This is a genomic window from Sporomusaceae bacterium ACPt (assembly GCA_041428575.1).
Classification (GTDB): domain Bacteria; phylum Bacillota; class Negativicutes; order Sporomusales; family Sporomusaceae; genus Sporomusa_D; species Sporomusa_D carbonis.
In genome coordinates, this window is the sequence record CP155570.1 from 892923 (window position 1) to 911386 (window position 18464).

Below are 18464 nucleotides of genomic sequence, written 5' to 3' on the forward strand. Positions count from 1 at the left end.
AAATGAAAAGCGGGACGTTAAACTGGCAGGGAGAATAGGACATGAAAAGAAGGCGCAGGCTGTAGGAAAATCTCCTTCAGTCTGCGCCTTTTGGTTTGACAAATGGTTTTACAGCGATATGTAGCGCCTACAGTTTGATTGTTCTGGAGTTGCCTTTCATATCCTGGAAGGTTGCCTCTGCATTTTCAATATAAAACAATTCAAAAATCGAATCGTCTACGCTGTACATGTTGGCAAGTCGAGGCATAGCGTCAAGTGCAGCCTGCTTGGTTTGCTTGCTGGTGTTGAAAACGGCCTTACCTTTTAAACGTAGCCATTCACCGGTTTGCGAGGTTGTACATACTTCAAAATGGGGATTGGCTTTGAGCTGCTTGTAAACATCTTTCTGGTTGTTTGTGCAAAAATGCAGCTTGCCTTCAAAATCCATCACGAACCCGAAAGGGCGTACTTTGGGAATATCGCCGTCAACGGTAGCAAGGTAGAATATGGGATTTTCCTTAAGAAATTTAAGAACTTCATTCATAAGTTTTTCTCCTTTTCTATGTTTATTTATGATATGATTATACGATAAAGACTTAAAAAAACAAGTATGCAGTTATTTCTTACTTGGTCAGTATTTTATGAGTATAGGAGAAAAGTTATGAATAGTAACAAGGATTCTCAAGATATTAATGGTTGTCCGGTAGTATACGCCCTCAATATTATCGGAGGAAAGTGGCATTTGCCAATTATATGGGCACTCAGCCAAAATAAGGTACTGAGGTATAATGAGATAAAAAGAAAGGTTTGCGGTATAACGAATATGATGCTTTCTCAATCCTTAAAGGAGCTGGAGAATAATGGACTGATTATTCGCATCCAATATATGGAGATACCACCCCGTGTCGAATATTCTCTTACTGAAGCCGGTATTAGCCTGCTGCCGGCGCTTGCTGAATTAGCCAAGTGGGGTGCCAAGCAAATGAAAAGTGCTCAAGAAACGAATTCCTGTTTGAAGCCAGATAGATGAATCTGGGGTGGATCTAACGCGCGTTTAATGGCTTTCATCATTTTAATCTCTGCCGGATCAGCGTACTTCTCTAGAAGGTGTAGACGCTTATAGCCGATACCATGCTCACCCGACAGCTTGCTACCTAAAGAATAAACCATAACATACAGTTCATCCTGCAGAGCAGGTAATTTCTCATTCCATTCCGCGTCAGACATTTGCTCTTTTAAAATATTTACATGGATATTCCCATCGGCAGTTTGAAAAGAGAGGGCTGGGAGTCCAGACTTATACACTATAGATAAATGAAGTAATTTCAATCCTGCAAAATGGCAGTTTTTCCAAATAATTTTTAAAATGGGATTATTTATAGGAGGATTTTTCAAAAAAATGCAGAATAAAACGCAATATGAAAACGTTACCATATAGAATTTTTATAATATATATAATATCGATATGATAACGTTACCAGTATTGGGGGACATTTGATGGCTACTATCAAGGATGTGGCGAAATTTGCCAACGTATCTGTTTCCACTGTTTCCAGGGTTCTCAATGCCAGCGGTTATGTTGAAAAAAACACGGAAGAAAGAGTTTTAGCTGCAATCAAGCAGTTGAACTATAAACCCAGCCAGATTGCCCGGGGGCTGGTGAATAAGCAAACGAAAACCTTCGGGCTGGTGCTTCCTGATATAACGAATCCATTTTTCCCTGAATTGGCCAGGGGAGCGGAAGATGAAGCCAGACTTCATGGTTATAATATCATGCTATGTAACTCGGACTGGGATATCGAAAAGGAAAAGATGTACTTAGGGATACTTCAGGAAAAATGTGTGGATGGAATCATACTGGTGGGTTCACGGCTGCCGGAGGCATATTTGGCGGAAATGCTGGCGGCCTTTGCAACGCCGCTGGTGCTGTTAGACCGGACCAGTAGTTTGGAGGTCCATTCCATTAGTATCAATAATATTCTGAGTGGTTATTTGGCAACCAAACATTTAATTGAACAGGGCTATAGGAGTATTGCCCATATTGCAGGAACGCCATCTCCGACTGTGGAGCAAAGATTGATCGGCTACAAACAAGCATTGGCGGAGCACGACATTCTGTTTGACGAGGTATTGGTGTTTCAAGGAGATTACCGCATTTCCGGCGGAGCGACGGCCATGCAGCGAATCCTGCGGTTAAGGAATTTACCGGACGCAGTATTTTGCGACAATGATTTGATGGCCATTGGTGCTTTGGAAGCTCTGCAGGAGGCAGGAATTAAACTGCCTGAACAAATGGCATTGGTTGGCTGCGACGGCATTAGTCTCGGCAAGTATGTATGCCCCCGCCTTACCACCATCTTTCAGCCAACTTACAAGATGGGAAGCATGGCGGTGCAATTGCTTTTTGAAACAATACACAAGGGAGAAGCGACGGCTTTCAAACATATAGAAATGGAGCCGGTTTTGGTTGTTAGAGAATCTTCACCACGTAAGCATAACTGCCAAGAGCAGTGATTGCGCCTGGACTCGCCTGTACAGGACACAATACCGGGCTAGCAATTTTGCGAATGCGGCTGGGGACTGACTGCAACCAAACAAGGGGTCCAGTCACCCCTTCCCACACAAGAGGAGGTGTTAGCGTTAATTAACAACTGATGTAAACGGTAAGTTCCAATGATGTAAAAGTGAAAGCGAGGGGATATTTGTGAAAAAGAGTTTCAAAATCTTAGCCGTATGCCTGTCTTTGGTTTTTATGCTGAGTCTGGTCGCAGGCTGTGGCAGTAAACAGGAACCGGCAAAAACATCAAAAGATACCGGCAAAAAGTTTAAGGTAGCCTACGTAATTTCCAACAATCTGGGGGACAAATCCTTCTTTGATTCCGGTTACGCCGGTCTGGAAAGGGCGAAAAAAGAGCTGGGTATTGAATACAAAGTAATCCAATCAGCCAACAGTGCAGACTGGGAACCTAACCTCAAGGCTGCTGCCGAAGAAGACTATGATCTGATTATTGCGGCTGCATCCCAAATGCATGATGCGGTGAAAAACGTGGCACCCCAGTTTCCTGACAAGAAATTTGTGTATATTGATGATGTTGTCGAAGGTAATAATATTGCTTCCATTACCTTTGCTCAGAATGAAGGCTCTTTCTTGGCCGGTGCTCTGGCGGCCTTAATGACCACCCACACCGAACTGCCCGGCATGAACCAGGACAAAATCGTTGGCTGGGTTGGCGGCGCTGATATTGCTGTGCTGCATGACTTCCTGATTGGTTATGAACAAGGGGCCAAGTATATAGATCCGAGTACCAAAGTGCTTTCTTCCTTCGCCGGTTCGTTTAGCGATCCCGCAAAAGGCAAGGAACTAACGCTGGCACAGTACAGCCAAGGCGCTGACATTGTAATGAACGTGGCTTCCGCTACCGGTGTTGGTATTCTGGAAGCAGCCAAGGATGCAGGCAAGTATGCCATCGGCGTGGATTCTGACCAGGACGGAGTTTACCCCGGGCATATTTTATCCAGCATGTTGAAACGGATTGATAATTCCTGCTTTGATCAAATCCGGCTGGCTATGGAGAAAAACTGGAAAGCCGGACATTTCGAATATGGTCTGAAAAATAAAGGTGTAGGGTTGACCGACATGACTGTAATGGGAGATAAAATTCCCAAGGATGTAAGAGACAAGTTGGCAGAGATTGAGAAAAAGGTTGCCAGCGGGGAGATTGTTGTTCAGCACTACGAAAACTTCGGGGTTAAAAAGAAGTAAGGATTGGGAAAGGGGTGTGGGGAACGCGCCCCTTTCTACCTGATAGGAGGCAGGGTATGCCACAGTCGGATGTGTTATTGAAGATGCGAGGCATATGTAAAAGCTTTGGGCCGGTAAAAGCAAATGACGCGATTGATTTCGAAGTAGCAAAAGGGGAAATTCATGCGCTGATTGGAGAAAACGGCGCCGGTAAAACGACTTTGATGAAGACTCTGTTTGGCTTGCACAAACCGGATAGCGGCACTATCGAGTTTGCCGGCGAGCCGTTGGCTATAGATGGTCCTAGGGCAGCGATGGACAAAGGAATCGGAATGGTGCACCAGCACTTTATGTTGGTGCCATCGCTGACTGTGACGGAAAACATAGTCTTAGGGAATGAGCCTAAAAAGAATATTTTTTATGATTTTCAGGTTGCTGAAGAACAGGTCAAACGTATTTCCGAGGAATATGGTTTAAAAATCGATCCCAGGGCCCGTATCCGGGATTGTTCCGTAGGGGTGCAGCAACGGGTGGAAATCATCAAGGCTTTATCCCGGGGGGCCAGACTGCTGATTTTGGATGAACCGACGGCTGTGCTGACCCCCCAGGAAACAAAAGATTTATTTGTTGTCTTGCGGCAAATGGTCAAGCAGGGAATGACCATCGTTTTTATTTCCCACAAATTAAAGGAGGTTTTGGAGATTTCCCGGCGCATTACCGTCATGCGGGCCGGTAAAGTGGTTGGCAAGGTTGAGACGTCACAAACCAGCGAAGAGCAACTGGCTTCCTTGATGGTAGGCCGGCAGGTGCTGCTAAGAGTGGAGAAAAAACCGGCAGAAGCGGGAAAAGCTATTCTGGCAGTCGAAAAGCTCTGGGTATCCGACCAGCGCGGCCTGCCTGCCGTCAGGGGCGTGTCTTTCCAGGTTCGCTCCGGTGAGATTCTGGGGGTGGCGGGCGTCGAAGGAAACGGCCAGACCGAGTTGGTGGAAGCCATATGTGGCTTGCGGCGGGTGGAGGCAGGACAGGTCATCAAGGACGGCGTGAACCTGGCAGGTAAGACAGTCAGGGAGATCCGCCACCTGGGTGTGGCTCATATTCCTGAGGACCGCTTTACCAGCGGGCTGTGCCGGGATGCCAGTATTCTGGAAAATTTGATTGGCGGCCTGCATTTGGATAACCCTTATTCCCATAAAGGGGTTCTGTGTATGGCGGAAATTGAAACATACGTGGAAAAAGCGGTAAAAGACTACGGTATAAAAACCGGTTCCATTTATGATCCTGTCAAATCGCTATCAGGCGGCAATGCGCAGAAAGTGGTTATTGCCCGGGAGTTGGCCTCTAACGCCAACCTGATTGTGGCTTCCCAGCCTACCCGGGGTGTGGACATTGGTGCCATTGAGTTCATTCACCGTCTGATTGTAGCCAAGCGGGACGAGGGTAAAGGCATCTTACTGGTCTCGGCAGACTTGCAGGAAGTGCTGTCGTTAAGTGACCGGCTGATTGTACTGTATGAAGGTCAGATCGTAGCCGAACTAATCACCAGGCAAACCAACGAAGACGAGGTCGGGCTGTATATGACCGGCGGTAAGCGGATGGTGGGGGGAAGGGGGCGGGGCTTGTGGCAGGGTTTCGTAAAATGATCGGCAGCAATCTCCTGCGTCCTGTTCTCGCCATCTGTATGGCTATGTTTATCGGGACATTTATTATTATGCTGTCCAACCAGGACCCTCTATTTGCCTACGGCAAGATGGTGCAGGGAGCGTTTGGCGGGTTTTCGCGGCTTGCCGAATCGCTGGACCGGTCAATTCCCATTATTTTAACCGGCTTGGCGACAGCAGTAGCTTTCCGGACCGGTGTATTTAACGCAGGTGTGGAGGGGTCGCTTTATTTGGGTGCCTTTGCGGCCTTTCTTGTCGGACATTATGTATCAGCTCCCGCTATTATTCATGTTCCCATGGTTTTGGCCGCCGCTGCCCTGGTAGGGGCAGTTTGGGCCTTTATTCCGGGTTATACCAAAGCGGTGTATAAGGTGGATGAGACAGTAACAACCATTTTGCTAAACTATGTTGCCATTCTGTTTACCGCCTATCTGGTTGCCATCCCGTTTAAGGATGTTACGGCAGGCAGCCAGCAGACTCCTTTGATTCTGGAAACTGCTCATTTATACCGTTTCTTGCCGCCGTCAAGAGTTCATATCGGGCTGTTTCTTGCTGTCTTATTGGCAATTTTCCTGTACTGGTTCTTTAAGCGGACTACCTGGGGCTATAACTTCAACATGACCGGCATGAATCCGCATTACGCTTATTATGTTGGCATTAATGTGGAGAAAACCATGATTTATTCCATGCTGATCAGCGGTGCGATCGGCGGTATCGCCGGAGCTTGCCAGATTATGGGGATCTTATATCGCTTCATTGACCAGTTTTCGCCAGGATACGGGTTTGAGGGGATCGCAGTTTCTTTATTGGCCCGTAACCATCCGCTGGGTATTCTCGTGGCAGGGTTCTTCTATGGCGCGCTGCAGACCGGTGCCACGTACATGGACCGGACAACCGAGGTGCCGAAAGAACTGATCACATCGCTGGTGGCTATCATTATTTTCTTTGTCACTGCCGAGGGAATGTTTTCGTATGTGCAGCAAAACGGGGCTTTCCGTAAAAAACTGCAGAGTATACCTGTTCTGGGAAAACTGGTGCACAAGGAGGGAGAGTAATGGACACTCTGGATAATTTGGTTAACTTCAGTGTCCTTGTGGCCGGGATTCGCATTGCCACACCGATCCTCCTGGCAGGACTGGGAGGTTTGCATACTATGCAGGCTAACATCTTAAACATCGGGATGGAAGGCATGATGTTGTTCGGGGCCTTCAGCGCCGTAATGGTAAGCTACTATACCGGCTCGATTCTGGCAGCAACAATGGCGGCGATTGTGACCGGGATTCTCGCTGCGGCGATTTTCGGGCTGTTCGGCGTCAAATACAGGTGCGATATCATTGTCGCCGGTATTGCGATCAACCTTTTTGGCGTTTCTTTTACCACCTACTTGCTGCGGACCATTTTCCATGTGAAAGGGTCATTGTCCGACCCGCGCATTATTGGTTTTCCGGTTGTAGATTTGCCGCTGGTGTCAGGTCTTCCTTACATAGGAGACCTCTTTAAAGGCCACTCTGTCATGGTATACATAGCTTTCCTGATGGTGGTGCTGGTACACCTGTTCCTCTGCCGCACCCCCAAAGGGCTGCACATTCGCTCGGTGGGAGAACATGCGGAAGCTGCCGCCAGCGTGGGGATCAATCCTGACCGTATTCGCCTTCAGGCTGTATTGATCAGCGGTTTTTTCTGCGGTTTGGCCGGGGCCTACCTTTCGCTGGCGCAGACACGGATGTTTGTGGAAAACATGGTAGCCGGGCGGGGCTTCATCGCTCTCGCCGCCATCTATTTTGGCGGAGGAACTCCTGTGGGCACCATGGTTGCCGCTTTACTTTTCGGTTTGGCGGAAGCCGTATCGGTACGGCTTCAAACCATTGGGTTTCCCTCCCAATTTGTTTTAATGATTCCCTACTTGTTGACGGTTCTTGTTTTAATCGCCATATCGTATGTCAAGAAGATGCGTAGAGAGAAACGCAAATACACAATCGCATGCTAAGCGGTACGGAGGTAAGTCATGCAACGTAAAATTATTCTAGATGCAGATCCCGGACACGACGACGCCATTGCCATATTGCTGGCAGCCAACTCACCGGAGATAGACTTGTTAGGAATCACAACGGTTGCCGGCAATCAGACATTGGAAAAAACCACTTTGAATGCAAGACGGGTCTGTTCGGTAGCAGGCATTAAGGTGCCAATAGCCCGTGGCATGGACCGGCCCATGGTCCGCCGGCAAATTATAGCGGCAAATATTCACGGTGACTCCGGATTGGACGGTCCGGCCTTTGGTGATCCAACAGTTGATGTGATTGGGATGCATGCAGTCAATTTTATTATTGAAACACTAAGAAAGTCGGAGGGTGATATCACCCTGGTACCCACCGGTCCGTTGACCAATATTGCCATGGCACTGCAATTGGCACCTGATATTAGAGAAAAGGTGCAGGAGATCATTTTTATGGGCGGAGCCTACGGTTTCGGCAATACTACTCCGGGTGCCGAGTTTAATATTTATGCTGACCCGGAAGCGGCGAAAGTGGTGCTACACTCCGGCATTCCCCTCACTATGGTCGGACTGGACCTGACGCACCAGGCCACAGCCACACCTGATGTACTGGAAAAGATAAAAGCCATCGACACACCACTGGCAAATACAGTTGTTGAGTTGTTAGAGTTCTTTAGCAAAACCTATTATGAGGTTTTCGGGTTTCCGGCGCCCCCAGTTCATGATCCTTGCACTATTGCCAAAATTATTGATCCCGGAGTGTTTACTACCAAACACGTATATGTGGATGTAGACACCAAGTCTGAACTGAACTATGGCCGGACTGTGTGTGATTTTTACGGTGTGCTTGATAAACGGCCCAATTGCCATGTCGCAATTGATTTGGACAAAGACAGGTTTTGGCAACTCGTTATCAAAGCGGTGGAACGATATAAACCTGCGGTATAATTGCAACTGAGAGGAGTAAGCCAACCAATGGAACGCCAGAAAATGAAAAAACGGATTGCGGAAAAGATAGCGCAGGAACGGGATGCATTAATTTGTTTTTTACAAACAGTAATCCGGGCTGATACCCAGGTTGTTGGACATGGGATTACAGGCGGTAATGAGGCCAACGGCCAGAAAATTATTGCGGCAAAACTAAGAGAAATGGGGTGTGACCCTGATATCTTTGAACCTGATGATGTGCGGCTAGCCAAGTACGGGCAGGGCAATCAGGGTCACAACTACCAAAATCGTCCCAATGTAGTGGGGGTGTTCAAAGGAACGGGTGGCGGCCGCAGCCTGATTCTTAACGGGCATGTGGACACCATGCCTTATGGCGAACGGGCGGCATGGCAGATGGATCCCCTGGGGGCGGAAATTAAGGACGGCAAGTTGTATGGAGTTGGGGCTGCCGACATGAAAGCCGGGCTGGTTGCCAACCTGCTGGCTGTGGAAATACTGCAAAAGCTGGGAATTGCCTTAAAGGGCGACTTGATTTTCCAAAGCGTAGTGGACGAAGAAGGCGGTGGCAATGGTACTCTTGCCTGTGTTGAACGGGGCTATCGGGCAGACGCGGCCGTCGTCAGTGAACCTACGGATCTGAGAATCTTTCCGGCCCATATGGGTTTTATATTCTATGCCGTTACCGTCCGGGGGAAGAGCTTACATTCCTCAGCCAAGTGGCTGGGAGTAAACGCCATTGAGAAAGCCATGCTGCTGATGCAAGCTTTACACGAACTGGAGCACCGGTGGTTGCTGACTAAAAAGCATCCGCTGCTGCCTGGCCCTACTATTAACGTAGGCGAGATCAGCGGTGGCACCGCCGGCTCAACAGTGCCTGATCAGTGCCAGTTTAAGTTTTGCCTGCACTACTTGCCAACAGATTCAGACCGCACCGGCGGCGGCTCGCTGGTGGAAAAGGAGGTTTTGGACGCGTTAACCGCAAAATGCCGGGGCGACGAGTGGCTGTCAGGCCATCCGCCGGAAATCGTTAAATACCAGGAGGGGTCTCCCTTCGAAATACCATCCGATCATCCGTTGGTGCAAACAGCCGCAGCGGCCTATAGCCAGGTATTTGCTTCACCTGCTAAAGTGGAAGGGATGCTGGCCGGCTGCGATGCCAGACATTTTGCCAATCTTGCCGGCATGCCGGTCATTGTCTTCGGGCCCGCCGAGGCGGCGCAGGCCCATAGTACCAACGAATATGTGCGGATTGAAGATTACATTCAATATATAGAAGTTTTATGCGGTTTGATTACCGATTGGTGCGGTGTAGCAGAGTAATAGATAATATGAGGGAGGATCCACATGGCCAAAATTTTGTTTGCAGGGGAATCATGGACCATCCACATGATTCACATGAAAGGCTTTGACAGCTTTACAACGACCAAATACGAAGAAGGGGCCCACTTTTTATTAAACTCCCTGCGCGCGGCTGGTATTGAAGTGGACTATATGCCTTGCCATATAGCGCATGACCGGTTTCCAGGGTCATTGGGAGAACTGAACAAGTATGATGCCGTTGTCTTAAGTGACATTGGCAGCAATACGTTGTCGCTGCCGAATGCCACCTTTTATACTTCCCAGCGGCAGGCAGACCGTATGACCTTGCTCAAAGATTTTGTCAGTAAGGGCAAAGGCTTCATGATGATCGGCGGGTATATGTCATTTTCGGGTATTGAGGGCAAAGCCCGCTACAAAGACACTCCGGTGGAAGAAATTCTGCCTGTGACCTTAATGGCCGGCGATGACCGTGTGGAATTGCCTCAGGGCGGCATTCCGGCGGTGGCGGCTCCCCAGCATCCGGTGCTTGCCGGTTTGCCTGCAGCGTGGCCGTTCTTCCTGGGATATAATAAACTGGTGGCCAAACCTGACGCCCAGGTGGTAGTAACCCTAAACGGCGATCCTTTTGTTGCAGCCGGCAGTTACGGGCAAGGCCGCACGCTGGCTTTTGCCAGTGACTGCGCACCTCACTGGGGTCCGCCGGAATTTTTAAACTGGCCGGGCTATACCCCCTTTTGGACTCAGGCCATTGAGTGGCTGGCCGGGAAACGGTAACCCATGCTGAGTCAGGAGGAATTTAATGAAAAGGCAATTAGTTTGCTGCAAAGGCTAATTGCTTTTGATACAACCAATCCGCCGGGAAACGAAGCGCCGTTAGCCCGGTATGTGGGCGAATATCTGCAAAAGCTGGGTTTTTCGGTAGAACTTGTCCCTATGGAGCCGGGGCGCGCTAACGTGGTAGCCCGCCTCGGCGGGAAGAGCAACAAGCCGGCGTTTCTGGTATGCGCGCATCTGGATACCGTTGGGATTGGCACGCAGGCTTGGCGTTTCGACCCTTTTGCCGGTACCGTAGACAAAGACAAGGTCTACGGACGCGGCGCAGCGGACATGAAAAGCGGCCTGGCAGCGGCCCTGCTGGCACTGGAACAAGGGATTACGGAAGGACTGTTGCCGGCGGCAGGGGATATCGTGTTTATTGGTACCGTAGGCGAAGAGGTGGACTCCGCCGGCGCTGTTGAACTTGTCAGGCGCGGTATTCTGCATGATATAGGGGCTGTGCTCATTTGCGAGCCTACGGGTTGCCGGCTTGCTCTCGGGCACAAAGGAGCGCTCTGGTTATCGATCACTACTTACGGGAAGATTGCCCACAGCTCCATGCCTTGGACCGGTCAAAATGCTGTAGAGCATATGCTCAAGATAATTGATTCCCTGTTTTCCGTTCCGTTGCTGAACGGCGACCATCCCTTGCTCGGAAAACCGACCTGCACAATTACCAGGATTAAAGGCGGAACACAAACCAATGTTGTTCCGGACCAATGTGAACTGAGCCTCGATATTCGCAGTCTTCCCGGGCAGAAACACCCGGCGGTTATCGAAGAGCTTGAAAAAAGAATTGCGGCAGTAAAGCGGCGTACTCCTGAATTGCAGATTGAAATAAAGCGATTGAACGACAGGTGTGCGATCTGGAGCGACGTAAAACATCCTTTTCTTCAATGTGCCGGTGATTGTGCCAATGAAGTTCTGCAAAACCAGGAATTCACCGGGGTTAATTTTTACACGGATGCCTCCGTGCTGGCAACAGACGGAAATGTTCCGGTCCTGATATTTGGTCCAGGCAATCCCGAGCAGGCCCACCAGCCGGATGAGTACGTTGAAATCGATAAATATTTGCTCTCCATACAATTTTGCAAGAAGTTATTTGCCAGGTGGCAGGCTTGCTGAGAAAATGGAGGCGGGGGGGTTGTGAATAAAACAGCTATTTCCCACATTACAGAAACACTTAAATGGCCTGAATCCGCCGCATTTTGCAGGGATTCAGGCCATTTTTTTACCATTTTACCGGATCTAAGCAATTGTTTCTGCTGACTTTGGCGTGATTTCATATATATTGTGATTGTTCCGGCAGGTTCCATTATACTGGCGTACATATAAAAACCCTATCTATTAGAATCATTTGCCATATTCTGTTCTATCAATGCAGGCTGCCAAACAGTATGATTGCTAATTGCTCCGAATATGTCTTTAGTGAGTATCTGAATAAAAAAGTAATCCGGTAACCCTTGGGGAGGATAAGGAAGTTTACTCACTACATCGTCTTGACATCGAATGATATCATCCATGGGTAGATTGGTATCACCCGAACTGAAATAAAATGCTTTTTTTTCCCGCTGGAACGTTCCCTGTTGTCCATGATATTCCACTATTGACACATGATACCGCATTCGCTTCTTTGAAAAACCCGGGATATGAAAATGCAGCCATAAGGCGTTATTTTGAATGGCGCCTGCTATAGCGGTTACGTTCGCTCCATGCTCCAGGGCGCCGAGCGGATTGACACCTCGTGGATTAACCAAAAATGGCTCCTGATTTTGCCATGAATCCAGAATAGACAAATCCACCCCGGACGGTTCATGCTTTATGACCGGAATCTGTACTTCCTCAAACAGCTCATTTTTTCGAATAAAGCTATGTAAGAAGTTTGACATGATGGGAACCCTCAGTTGACTTACGTATTCTTTGAGGGATTGCTCTTTGATAAATTCATTGTCAGAGTTTAGCGGGTATGTATACCATTGATTATTTTGTCTCTTTTGTAACGGCCTTGGCGGCAGCAGTAACTCCTCGACTTTATATCCATGAGGTATTGGAAAATCACCACGGTGAATCAGATAGGTATATAATTCAGGCCAGAGGGCTGTTCCGCTGTTTCTTATCTTTAAAAATGAAGTAGCCACGAAAGCCCAGGTTGCAGCATGATCAGGATGCTCGTCCGCAGGATGGGGTGATAGGATCAAGGTAGGCTTGAAATCGCGCATAATCTGTTCTAAATTGGCTAACACTGTTTCGCCGGCATAGGGAGCATTTTGCCGATAACTGTTGGTGTAAGGTGAATGGTCGCTGTCGGTATAACGGGATCGGTACGGCTGGCTGCTATCCCAAGTAGCGGCCCATATTGTTTTAAGACCGCGATCAGGATAACCAAGAAAGATAATATGGTCGTCCGGCAACCCCAGCCAACGTAAGGCATGAATTGTTTCAACCTGACGGGCATACCCAGATTGAATATAGTCAGAGCTAGTGAGAAACAGCCGGTGAAACTGTTCTTTTACGGCAAAAGTAAAGCCGTCGCCGTTGGTCATGACGACGACCAAAACTTGTCCGCCGCTAGCAAGTACGTTCCGAATAATACCCGCACAGCCGAGAGTTTCATCATCACAATGCGGAGCAATTACCATTAACCTGGTCTCCTTGGGTAAAGCAGGCAATGATGGCAGCGACAGGCCGGCTTCGGGTTTCTCCTGATAGTAAAAATATAAATAATTTAGACCCAATAACAAAAGAACCAAGCATGTGAGTATAGCTAACAACTTATAGATGTATCGCAGTACCATAGCAATCCCTTCTAAAAAATTCGGTATACCTTTCCATTTTAAACATATATTTAGTCTAGTGAGGTGAAAATGCCATGAGGATTGTTTATATGGCCAAACGTCACTTTTTTATATTTGTATTATTCACAATGTTGCTGCTAAATTCATTATATGCGTTTGATGCTGCACAAAAGCTAACTGGAAAGGTTATTGTTGTCGATGCTGGTCACGGTGGTATCGACCCAGGTGCAAACCGTCCAGGTGTAGTCGAAAAGGATATTAATCTGGCGGTAGCACTTCAGCTCAAAGAGGTGCTTAATCACTACGGCGCCAAAGTAGTATTATCCCGCCAATCGGACATAGAACTTAGTAGCGAGTGTGATAATGAAAAAGTCAGGGGTCGCTACCATCGTGATTTGATGGCACGGGTAGAAATGGTGGAAGAATCGGACGCGGATTTATTTGTCAGTATCCACGCTAATGCCGTCACTAATGCCAAACGGCACGGCGCTGAGGTTTTCTACTGTGCAAACTCCGAAGCAGGGAAAAAGTTGGCTACTTCAGTGCAAGCTGAGCTCTGTAACGTTACACAGACTAGCCGGGCGGCTAAGACCGCTGACTACTTTGTACTGCGCCGCAACAAAATTCCCGCTGCTCTGATTGAAGTCGGTTATATTACTAACATTGAAGAACGCAAATTATTACTTACACCCGAGTATCAGAAAAAACTGGCTGAGGCAATCGCTAAGGGTATCTATAATTATTATCAGTAATAATATGAAAGGGTGGTTCCTTGATGAAAAGATGGCGCTGGATGTTTTGCGCTATAGCCCTTCTCGTTGCTGTAACCGGTGTCACGGAAAAGCATCTATCGGAAGATGTTCGAGCTATCTCAAAAGTTTCCACTACTCATAAAGTAGTGGCATTGACAATCGATGACGGACCACATTCTCGGGTTACACCGGAGATTTTAGCAGTTCTAAAAGAAAAAAAAGTGAGAGCGACCTTTTTCGTTCTTGGAGAAAACGTGGAGCATTTCCCTAAGATTTTGGCTCAAGAAGTAGCTGATGGTCATGAGATTGGTATTCATACATATAGTCATCCATCCCTGAAGGGATTGAGCCCGCAAAAAATCTCCGAGGAATTTGATAAGGCGGAAGATGTAATTTTACCTATCGCCCCTAAACCTACTTTATTTCGTCCACCTGGCGGTCTTTACAACTCGCAAGTACTTGAGGCAGCCCACCAGCGGGGTTATGCGGTAATTTTATGGTCTATTGACCCGCGGGACTGGAGCTGCCCGCCGAAAGAAAAAGTTGTCGACGAAGTGTTTAAAGAAATAAAGCCTGGTAGTATTATCCTGCTGCATGACGGTCAGTATCCGTTACCTACACCAAAAGCGCTAGGCACTATCATCGATGGTCTTCGCGAACGCGGCTATGATTTTGTCACTGTAAGCGAGTTATTACAATATAATGAAGTTCGGCATTCTTTTAATTTCTTCAGCAGTCTTTTTTGATTCCAATGTTCACTAGATTCTTAAACAAGAATCTATATCGATAGGTGTGCTGCCCCGCGCCGCCGCACTAGCGACTAAACCCAAAAGGCAAATGTCCAGACTATCACCAAAACACCAAGACTAACCACGCGTTTGCTTCCTGACAAAATTATTTCCACAGTACTTTTACTACGATAGTATGGGGATATTTTTCCACGTGGCTTAGTTTCTATGCGAATTTGTATTTCGGCCATCTACCTAGTGGAGATCGCTTGTTTCCTAAGAACAAAATAACAAAACCCAGCAACCGCAATTCAGTGTGTTCCTGGGTTTAAAATCTGTACCCGTGAGTCAAGGGCTTGTTTTTTTACGGAATAAATATTTATACGCTTGCAAAAGAGTGCTTGGTTGCCTATAATGGACTCTAGGAGCAACGCTTGGTTTCAGGGACAAGGTTCTTTGAAAGTGGCAGAAAGTTCAAACAGACAGTATTTGGTTTTCATCATGGGGGCGTAGCTCAGCTGGGAGAGCGCTTGGTTCGCATTCAAGAGGTCGCGCGTTCAAATCGCGTCGTCTCCACCAGGTAATTCAAGGCTTTGCGGGTTATCGCAAAGCCTTGAATTTTGTCTTTGGGACTAGTTTTGGGCCTATGTTGTGCAAAATAGGAGCAAAAACGAGCAAAAATCAATCTGTTTTTGGTTGATTTTCTTCGTTCCTAGTTGATGATTTTTTAAGTATATCACTCATAATTTCTGCAGTACCTTGTTCGGCACTCCTCAACAGATGACTGTAGATTGTTTTTTGGCGGCAAGCTCACAACGCGGACGCTGTCGGGGGTTTTCGGATCTTTTGTCTGCTTTTCGAAGTCAATATCTGGCCATTGTAAACCGAATATTTCTTCGCGACGCATACCGCCAGTAAAGCCGAGAAGGCAGAGTAATCGGTGTTTCGTGCTTTCATTTTCGAGCAGTTGCAAAAAAATTAGTTGTTTCACTTATGTCTGGTACTTGCTTTTTCTTCCTGACTGCTTTGGGCGGTTCTACATAGTCGCAGGGATTGCTGGTTATAAACTGCCATTGCTTCGCCTTATTGAGGGGTGCATTTGTGTTAGCTGTCATTTGGATAAGTTGTTCCATCATACGTTGTATTTGGTCAAGCTGTTCACTCATTAGATTTTTCCCTCCTGGCTTTGGCTTCAGCCCGAGCCTTTTTATTTTGTGCTTTAGCGTCCCAGAAGATTATTTCAAGTGCGTTGCGTATTTTTTCTTTATCATCATCAGTTAATGGTACACCATCAAACATAATTTCTTGCTGGTGCAAGAACTTTTGAAGGTCTTTGGGCTTTTTTCTTCTTGGGGTAAAGGTAATTGATCTTTTGTCGAATTTATATGTCCGGCAGCTTGCATTAATTCTTCATAGCTAGTATTAAGTGCTGTAGCAAACTTTTTGATGGTTTTGGGTGATGGAGCTGAGCGTTGCCCATTAATAATACGAGATATATGTGAGCCGCTGATGCCCGATAGTTCACCCAAAGCATTAACTCCTATTTTTCGATCTTCCATTATTTGTTTAAGATACTCTCCAAAGCTAGGCATTACACTCACTCCTTGTACGCTTATTTACCTCATGTTATAACCAATTGACAATATATATCGAAAAAAATTCAAATCTATATATTGACAAAAGACAATGATGAGGGAGGTGTAAAAAGTGGATTCCGTAATAGTAAATTTAGATAAAGTTAGGGTACTTATGACTAAAAAGAAAATTAGCGAATATGGATTATCAAAACTAATGAATGTGTCCTATAGCTATGTATATCGAGTCATGAGAGGGCAAAGGAAAGCAGGACAAGCATTTACCGATGGCCTTATCAGGATTGGTATTGAACCTAATGATATTTTTTTAACTCAAACGTTGTCAAAAGACAATGAATGTGCAGCAGATTAACAAGCGGCCACGTTGCCGAGGACGGGGTAAGGAAAACTATTTGGCTTGTTTCCTAAGCATTCGAATATCTGCTTCGTGTTCAAACGTCCGGTCATTTAATACATCCAGTTTGGTTTCAATGCGGGGGATAGCTTCGGTTTTCTCGCCAAGCAGGTTGACCATACTGGTAAGCCCGTCAAAACCGTTTTGTACTTGAGATTCAAGGTTATCAAACCTGGTTTCAAGGTTATCAAACCTGGTTTCAAGGTTATCAAACCTGGTTTCAAGGTTATCCATACGCTGATTGAGCTCTTTGTTATCCTGGCGCAGTTCTTCAACAGCAGCATTGGTGTTGGCGGTTATACGAATGAGTTCTTCCATCATCCTTTGTATTTGGTTCATTTGGTCACGGAGTTTCATTTGGCTATTCTCCTTTCATTGTGTTCAGAAAGTCAGTGATTTTTTCCCATTCTTCCTCTGTAAGCCTCTCAGCGGCCCGTAGGACGCGTTTTAAAGACGGGTCAATATCTTTCATCGGCAAAAAAATCGCTCAGAGAGACGCCTAGAGCGGTGACGATGCGTTCTAGGGAATCAATATCAGCAGTACGGCTGTTTGTTTCAAGTCTACTAATAACAGGTTGAGAAATATTTGTAATATCGGCTAATTGATGGGTTGAAAGCCCTTTGCTTTTTCTAAGCTTACGAATACGGGAACCAACGTCCATAAAAATCACCTATTCTAAAATAGAATATTCCATACTTACATACTACAGGCTTGCCAGGTGGCAGGCCAATACTCTAAATAGTTTTATTCTAAAAACGAATAAAAAATATTGATATTCTTACATAATGATTCTGAAATAGAATTATAAAATTAATAAGGGGATGATTGAATGACCAACATGCTAAGACATCGCATCCAATGTCTACGGCAACAGAAAAAGTTATCTCAAGATGACTTAGCGTTTCAGGTTAATAAAATCAGTCTCAGATTAGTAAAATCGAGTCCGGTCAACGAAAAATCTACTCGGAAGAAATTCCGGCAATTGCTACAGCCCTCGGCGTCACTGTAGCCGAGCTGCTGGACGAGCAGTCAGACCCAAACCGGCGGCGTAGAGAGGGGGGGAGGATAGTGAATAAAGATGATGTTTCAAGCGAAATCAGATTGATGGAGTTAAGAAAAGTACGACTTCAAAAGCAACTTGCGAATATTACTAATCCCGAACAACGCCAAACTGTTTTAGATGCTGTAGCAAGGCTTGATTGTTGCGTTCAATCATTAAAGCAACTGTACGAATCATAGCTTCTTCACGGGCGATAATTCTGGCAGTTTGCAGTTCTTTACTGTCATGTAAATATTGTTCAAAAGCCTCTAAGGTGAGTTCTCCATTTATAGCCGCATATTCTGCCAAAGCTACTGCAATCATGTCGTCGGCAGTCATACCGGTCGTTTTAATAGGTTTGTTTGTCATTATTCATCCTTTCTTGCCTCAATGAACTTGGTCAAATATTCCCGTTCATCCGGCGTAAGCCGTTTAGCAGCGTCCAGTAGACGCTGAAGGTCAGGCTCCAAGTCAGGCTTGCCCTGGGCGAAAAAGTCGGAGATGGTGATTCCAAGAACGTTACAAATGCGTTCTAAGTTTTCTAATGAACATTTATTATTACCTTTCTCAATGCCTGATATAAAACTCGGAGTTACATTGAGCGATATAGCTATTTCTTTCGCGCTAATACCTCGCTCTGCTCGTAATTCGCGTATTCGGCTACCAATGTCAAACAAGGTCATCACCTCTAAAGTTAACTT

23 protein-coding genes and 1 tRNA gene are annotated in these 18464 nt (G+C 46.5%); 14 read left to right on the top strand and 10 right to left on the bottom strand.

Translation table 11 applies throughout. The features are described from left to right. Positions 1-127 precede the first annotated feature (127 nt). The gene (locus SCACP_RS04365; RefSeq protein ID WP_425060183.1) at positions 128-523 is read right to left on the bottom strand and encodes a pyridoxamine 5'-phosphate oxidase family protein; all 396 of its coding nucleotides are present in this window, start codon (positions 521-523) and stop codon (positions 128-130) included. Between the two features lie 117 nt (positions 524-640). Between SCACP_RS04365 and SCACP_RS04370 the strand changes: the two genes are divergently transcribed. Further along, positions 641-1009: a winged helix-turn-helix transcriptional regulator gene (locus SCACP_RS04370; protein WP_425060184.1), complete on the top strand. Its 369-nt coding sequence runs from the start codon at positions 641-643 to the stop codon at positions 1007-1009. Here the strand turns inward: SCACP_RS04370 and SCACP_RS04375 are convergent. Further along, positions 973-1374, bottom strand: a complete 402-nt coding sequence (locus tag SCACP_RS04375; RefSeq protein ID WP_425060185.1) for an FAD-linked oxidase C-terminal domain-containing protein — start codon at positions 1372-1374, stop codon at positions 973-975. The two genes, SCACP_RS04370 and SCACP_RS04375, sit on opposite strands and share 37 nt — an antisense overlap. Positions 1375-1476: 102 nt before the next feature. On the opposite strand from SCACP_RS04375, the gene SCACP_RS04380 reads away from it, so the two are divergent. The 9 genes from SCACP_RS04380 (at position 1477) to SCACP_RS04420 (ending at position 11584) form a co-directional block, all read left to right on the top strand. Then, on the top strand, positions 1477-2493 hold the full coding sequence (locus SCACP_RS04380; protein ID WP_425060186.1) for a LacI family DNA-binding transcriptional regulator: 1017 nt from the start codon (positions 1477-1479) through the stop codon (positions 2491-2493). A 190-nt stretch (positions 2494-2683) separates the two neighbouring features. Further along, positions 2684-3742, top strand: coding sequence for a BMP family lipoprotein (locus SCACP_RS04385; RefSeq protein WP_425060187.1), 1059 nt, complete (start codon positions 2684-2686; stop codon positions 3740-3742). Between the two features lie 56 nt (positions 3743-3798). Beyond that, entirely contained in the window at positions 3799-5361 is a 1563-nt protein-coding gene (locus SCACP_RS04390; protein WP_425060188.1) for an ABC transporter ATP-binding protein, read from the top strand. Further along, positions 5340-6434, top strand: a complete 1095-nt coding sequence (locus SCACP_RS04395; RefSeq protein ID WP_425060189.1) for an ABC transporter permease — start codon at positions 5340-5342, stop codon at positions 6432-6434. The genes SCACP_RS04390 and SCACP_RS04395 overlap by 22 nt, the downstream gene beginning before the upstream one ends. Next, positions 6434-7366 carry an ABC transporter permease gene (locus tag SCACP_RS04400; RefSeq protein WP_425060190.1) on the top strand — a complete coding sequence of 311 codons (933 nt, stop codon included), beginning with the start codon at positions 6434-6436 and terminating at the stop codon, positions 7364-7366. The genes SCACP_RS04395 and SCACP_RS04400 overlap by 1 nt, the downstream gene beginning before the upstream one ends. Positions 7367-7384: 18 nt before the next feature. Further along, complete coding sequence (locus SCACP_RS04405; RefSeq protein WP_425060191.1) at positions 7385-8323, top strand: nucleoside hydrolase; 939 nt, start codon at positions 7385-7387, stop codon at positions 8321-8323. A gap of 27 nt (positions 8324-8350) precedes the next feature. Next, positions 8351-9643 (top strand): ArgE/DapE family deacylase, encoded by a 1293-nt coding sequence (locus SCACP_RS04410; protein ID WP_425060192.1) that lies wholly within the window; start codon positions 8351-8353, stop codon positions 9641-9643. A 24-nt stretch (positions 9644-9667) separates the two neighbouring features. After that, the gene (locus SCACP_RS04415) at positions 9668-10417 is read left to right on the top strand and encodes a glutamine amidotransferase (protein ID WP_425060193.1); all 750 of its coding nucleotides are present in this window, start codon (positions 9668-9670) and stop codon (positions 10415-10417) included. A gap of 3 nt (positions 10418-10420) precedes the next feature. Further along, on the top strand, positions 10421-11584 hold the full coding sequence (locus SCACP_RS04420) for a M20 family metallopeptidase (protein ID WP_425060194.1): 1164 nt from the start codon (positions 10421-10423) through the stop codon (positions 11582-11584). Between the two features lie 215 nt (positions 11585-11799). On the opposite strand, the gene SCACP_RS04425 is transcribed toward SCACP_RS04420, so the two are convergent. Continuing rightward, on the bottom strand, positions 11800-13098 hold the full coding sequence (locus SCACP_RS04425) for a PIG-L deacetylase family protein (RefSeq protein WP_425060195.1): 1299 nt from the start codon (positions 13096-13098) through the stop codon (positions 11800-11802). 230 nt (positions 13099-13328) lie between these two features. Here SCACP_RS04425 and SCACP_RS04430 point away from each other — a divergent pair, with 230 nt between their 5' ends. The 3 genes from SCACP_RS04430 (at position 13329) to SCACP_RS04440 (ending at position 15313) form a co-directional block, all read left to right on the top strand. Continuing rightward, positions 13329-14006, top strand: coding sequence for an N-acetylmuramoyl-L-alanine amidase family protein (locus SCACP_RS04430; RefSeq protein ID WP_425060196.1), 678 nt, complete (start codon positions 13329-13331; stop codon positions 14004-14006). A gap of 23 nt (positions 14007-14029) precedes the next feature. Next, positions 14030-14752 carry a polysaccharide deacetylase family protein gene (locus SCACP_RS04435; protein ID WP_425060197.1) on the top strand — a complete coding sequence of 241 codons (723 nt, stop codon included), beginning with the start codon at positions 14030-14032 and terminating at the stop codon, positions 14750-14752. 485 nt (positions 14753-15237) lie between these two features. Next, positions 15238-15313 (top strand) — tRNA-Ala (locus tag SCACP_RS04440). 374 nt (positions 15314-15687) lie between these two features. On the opposite strand, the gene SCACP_RS04445 is transcribed toward SCACP_RS04440, so the two are convergent. From SCACP_RS04445 to SCACP_RS04455, 3 genes are read right to left on the bottom strand one after another with little or no spacing between them, the layout of a single operon-like run. After that, the gene (locus SCACP_RS04445; RefSeq protein ID WP_425060198.1) at positions 15688-15900 is read right to left on the bottom strand and encodes a hypothetical protein; all 213 of its coding nucleotides are present in this window, start codon (positions 15898-15900) and stop codon (positions 15688-15690) included. Then, a complete protein-coding gene (locus tag SCACP_RS04450) occupies positions 15893-16033 on the bottom strand; it encodes a hypothetical protein (protein ID WP_425060199.1) in 141 nt (46 codons plus the stop codon). The genes SCACP_RS04445 and SCACP_RS04450 overlap by 8 nt, the downstream gene beginning before the upstream one ends. After that, positions 16012-16326: a helix-turn-helix domain-containing protein gene (locus tag SCACP_RS04455; RefSeq protein ID WP_425060200.1), complete on the bottom strand. Its 315-nt coding sequence runs from the start codon at positions 16324-16326 to the stop codon at positions 16012-16014. Before SCACP_RS04455 ends, SCACP_RS04450 begins: the two co-directional genes overlap by 22 nt. A gap of 115 nt (positions 16327-16441) precedes the next feature. On the opposite strand from SCACP_RS04455, the gene SCACP_RS04460 reads away from it, so the two are divergent. Continuing rightward, positions 16442-16681, top strand: coding sequence for a hypothetical protein (locus tag SCACP_RS04460; protein WP_425060201.1), 240 nt, complete (start codon positions 16442-16444; stop codon positions 16679-16681). Between the two features lie 36 nt (positions 16682-16717). Here SCACP_RS04460 and SCACP_RS04465 read toward each other — a convergent pair whose 3' ends face one another. The 4 genes from SCACP_RS04465 to SCACP_RS04480 form a co-directional block, all read right to left on the bottom strand. Next, positions 16718-17080 (bottom strand): hypothetical protein, encoded by a 363-nt coding sequence (locus tag SCACP_RS04465; protein ID WP_425060202.1) that lies wholly within the window; start codon positions 17078-17080, stop codon positions 16718-16720. 101 nt (positions 17081-17181) lie between these two features. After that, positions 17182-17385, bottom strand: coding sequence for a helix-turn-helix domain-containing protein (locus SCACP_RS04470; protein WP_425060203.1), 204 nt, complete (start codon positions 17383-17385; stop codon positions 17182-17184). Between the two features lie 489 nt (positions 17386-17874). Next, positions 17875-18132: a hypothetical protein gene (locus tag SCACP_RS04475; protein WP_425060204.1), complete on the bottom strand. Its 258-nt coding sequence runs from the start codon at positions 18130-18132 to the stop codon at positions 17875-17877. Further along, positions 18132-18440, bottom strand: coding sequence for a helix-turn-helix domain-containing protein (locus SCACP_RS04480; RefSeq protein ID WP_425060205.1), 309 nt, complete (start codon positions 18438-18440; stop codon positions 18132-18134). Before SCACP_RS04480 ends, SCACP_RS04475 begins: the two co-directional genes overlap by 1 nt. Between the last annotated feature and the right edge of the window lie 24 nt (positions 18441-18464).

Coding starts and splice junctions, on each gene's coding strand:
- SCACP_RS04450 (WP_425060199.1), bottom strand. CDS start 16,033: ATGTTTGATGGTGTACCATTAACTGATGATGATAAAGAAAAAATACGC.
- SCACP_RS04390 (WP_425060188.1), top strand. CDS start 3,799: ATGCCACAGTCGGATGTGTTATTGAAGATGCGAGGCATATGTAAAAGC.
- SCACP_RS04370 (WP_425060184.1), top strand. CDS start 641: ATGAATAGTAACAAGGATTCTCAAGATATTAATGGTTGTCCGGTAGTA.
- SCACP_RS04425 (WP_425060195.1), bottom strand. CDS start 13,098: ATGGTAATTGCTCCGCATTGTGATGATGAAACTCTCGGCTGTGCGGGT.
- SCACP_RS04470 (WP_425060203.1), bottom strand. CDS start 17,385: ATGGACGTTGGTTCCCGTATTCGTAAGCTTAGAAAAAGCAAAGGGCTT.
- SCACP_RS04475 (WP_425060204.1), bottom strand. CDS start 18,132: ATGACAAACAAACCTATTAAAACGACCGGTATGACTGCCGACGACATG.
- SCACP_RS04465 (WP_425060202.1), bottom strand. CDS start 17,080: ATGAAACTCCGTGACCAAATGAACCAAATACAAAGGATGATGGAAGAA.
- SCACP_RS04445 (WP_425060198.1), bottom strand. CDS start 15,900: ATGAGTGAACAGCTTGACCAAATACAACGTATGATGGAACAACTTATC.
- SCACP_RS04410 (WP_425060192.1), top strand. CDS start 8,351: ATGGAACGCCAGAAAATGAAAAAACGGATTGCGGAAAAGATAGCGCAG.
- SCACP_RS04415 (WP_425060193.1), top strand. CDS start 9,668: ATGGCCAAAATTTTGTTTGCAGGGGAATCATGGACCATCCACATGATT.
- SCACP_RS04430 (WP_425060196.1), top strand. CDS start 13,329: ATGAGGATTGTTTATATGGCCAAACGTCACTTTTTTATATTTGTATTA.
- SCACP_RS04405 (WP_425060191.1), top strand. CDS start 7,385: ATGCAACGTAAAATTATTCTAGATGCAGATCCCGGACACGACGACGCC.
- SCACP_RS04400 (WP_425060190.1), top strand. CDS start 6,434: ATGGACACTCTGGATAATTTGGTTAACTTCAGTGTCCTTGTGGCCGGG.
- SCACP_RS04435 (WP_425060197.1), top strand. CDS start 14,030: ATGAAAAGATGGCGCTGGATGTTTTGCGCTATAGCCCTTCTCGTTGCT.
- SCACP_RS04380 (WP_425060186.1), top strand. CDS start 1,477: ATGGCTACTATCAAGGATGTGGCGAAATTTGCCAACGTATCTGTTTCC.
- SCACP_RS04455 (WP_425060200.1), bottom strand. CDS start 16,326: ATGCCTAGCTTTGGAGAGTATCTTAAACAAATAATGGAAGATCGAAAA.
- SCACP_RS04420 (WP_425060194.1), top strand. CDS start 10,421: ATGCTGAGTCAGGAGGAATTTAATGAAAAGGCAATTAGTTTGCTGCAA.
- SCACP_RS04365 (WP_425060183.1), bottom strand. CDS start 523: ATGAATGAAGTTCTTAAATTTCTTAAGGAAAATCCCATATTCTACCTT.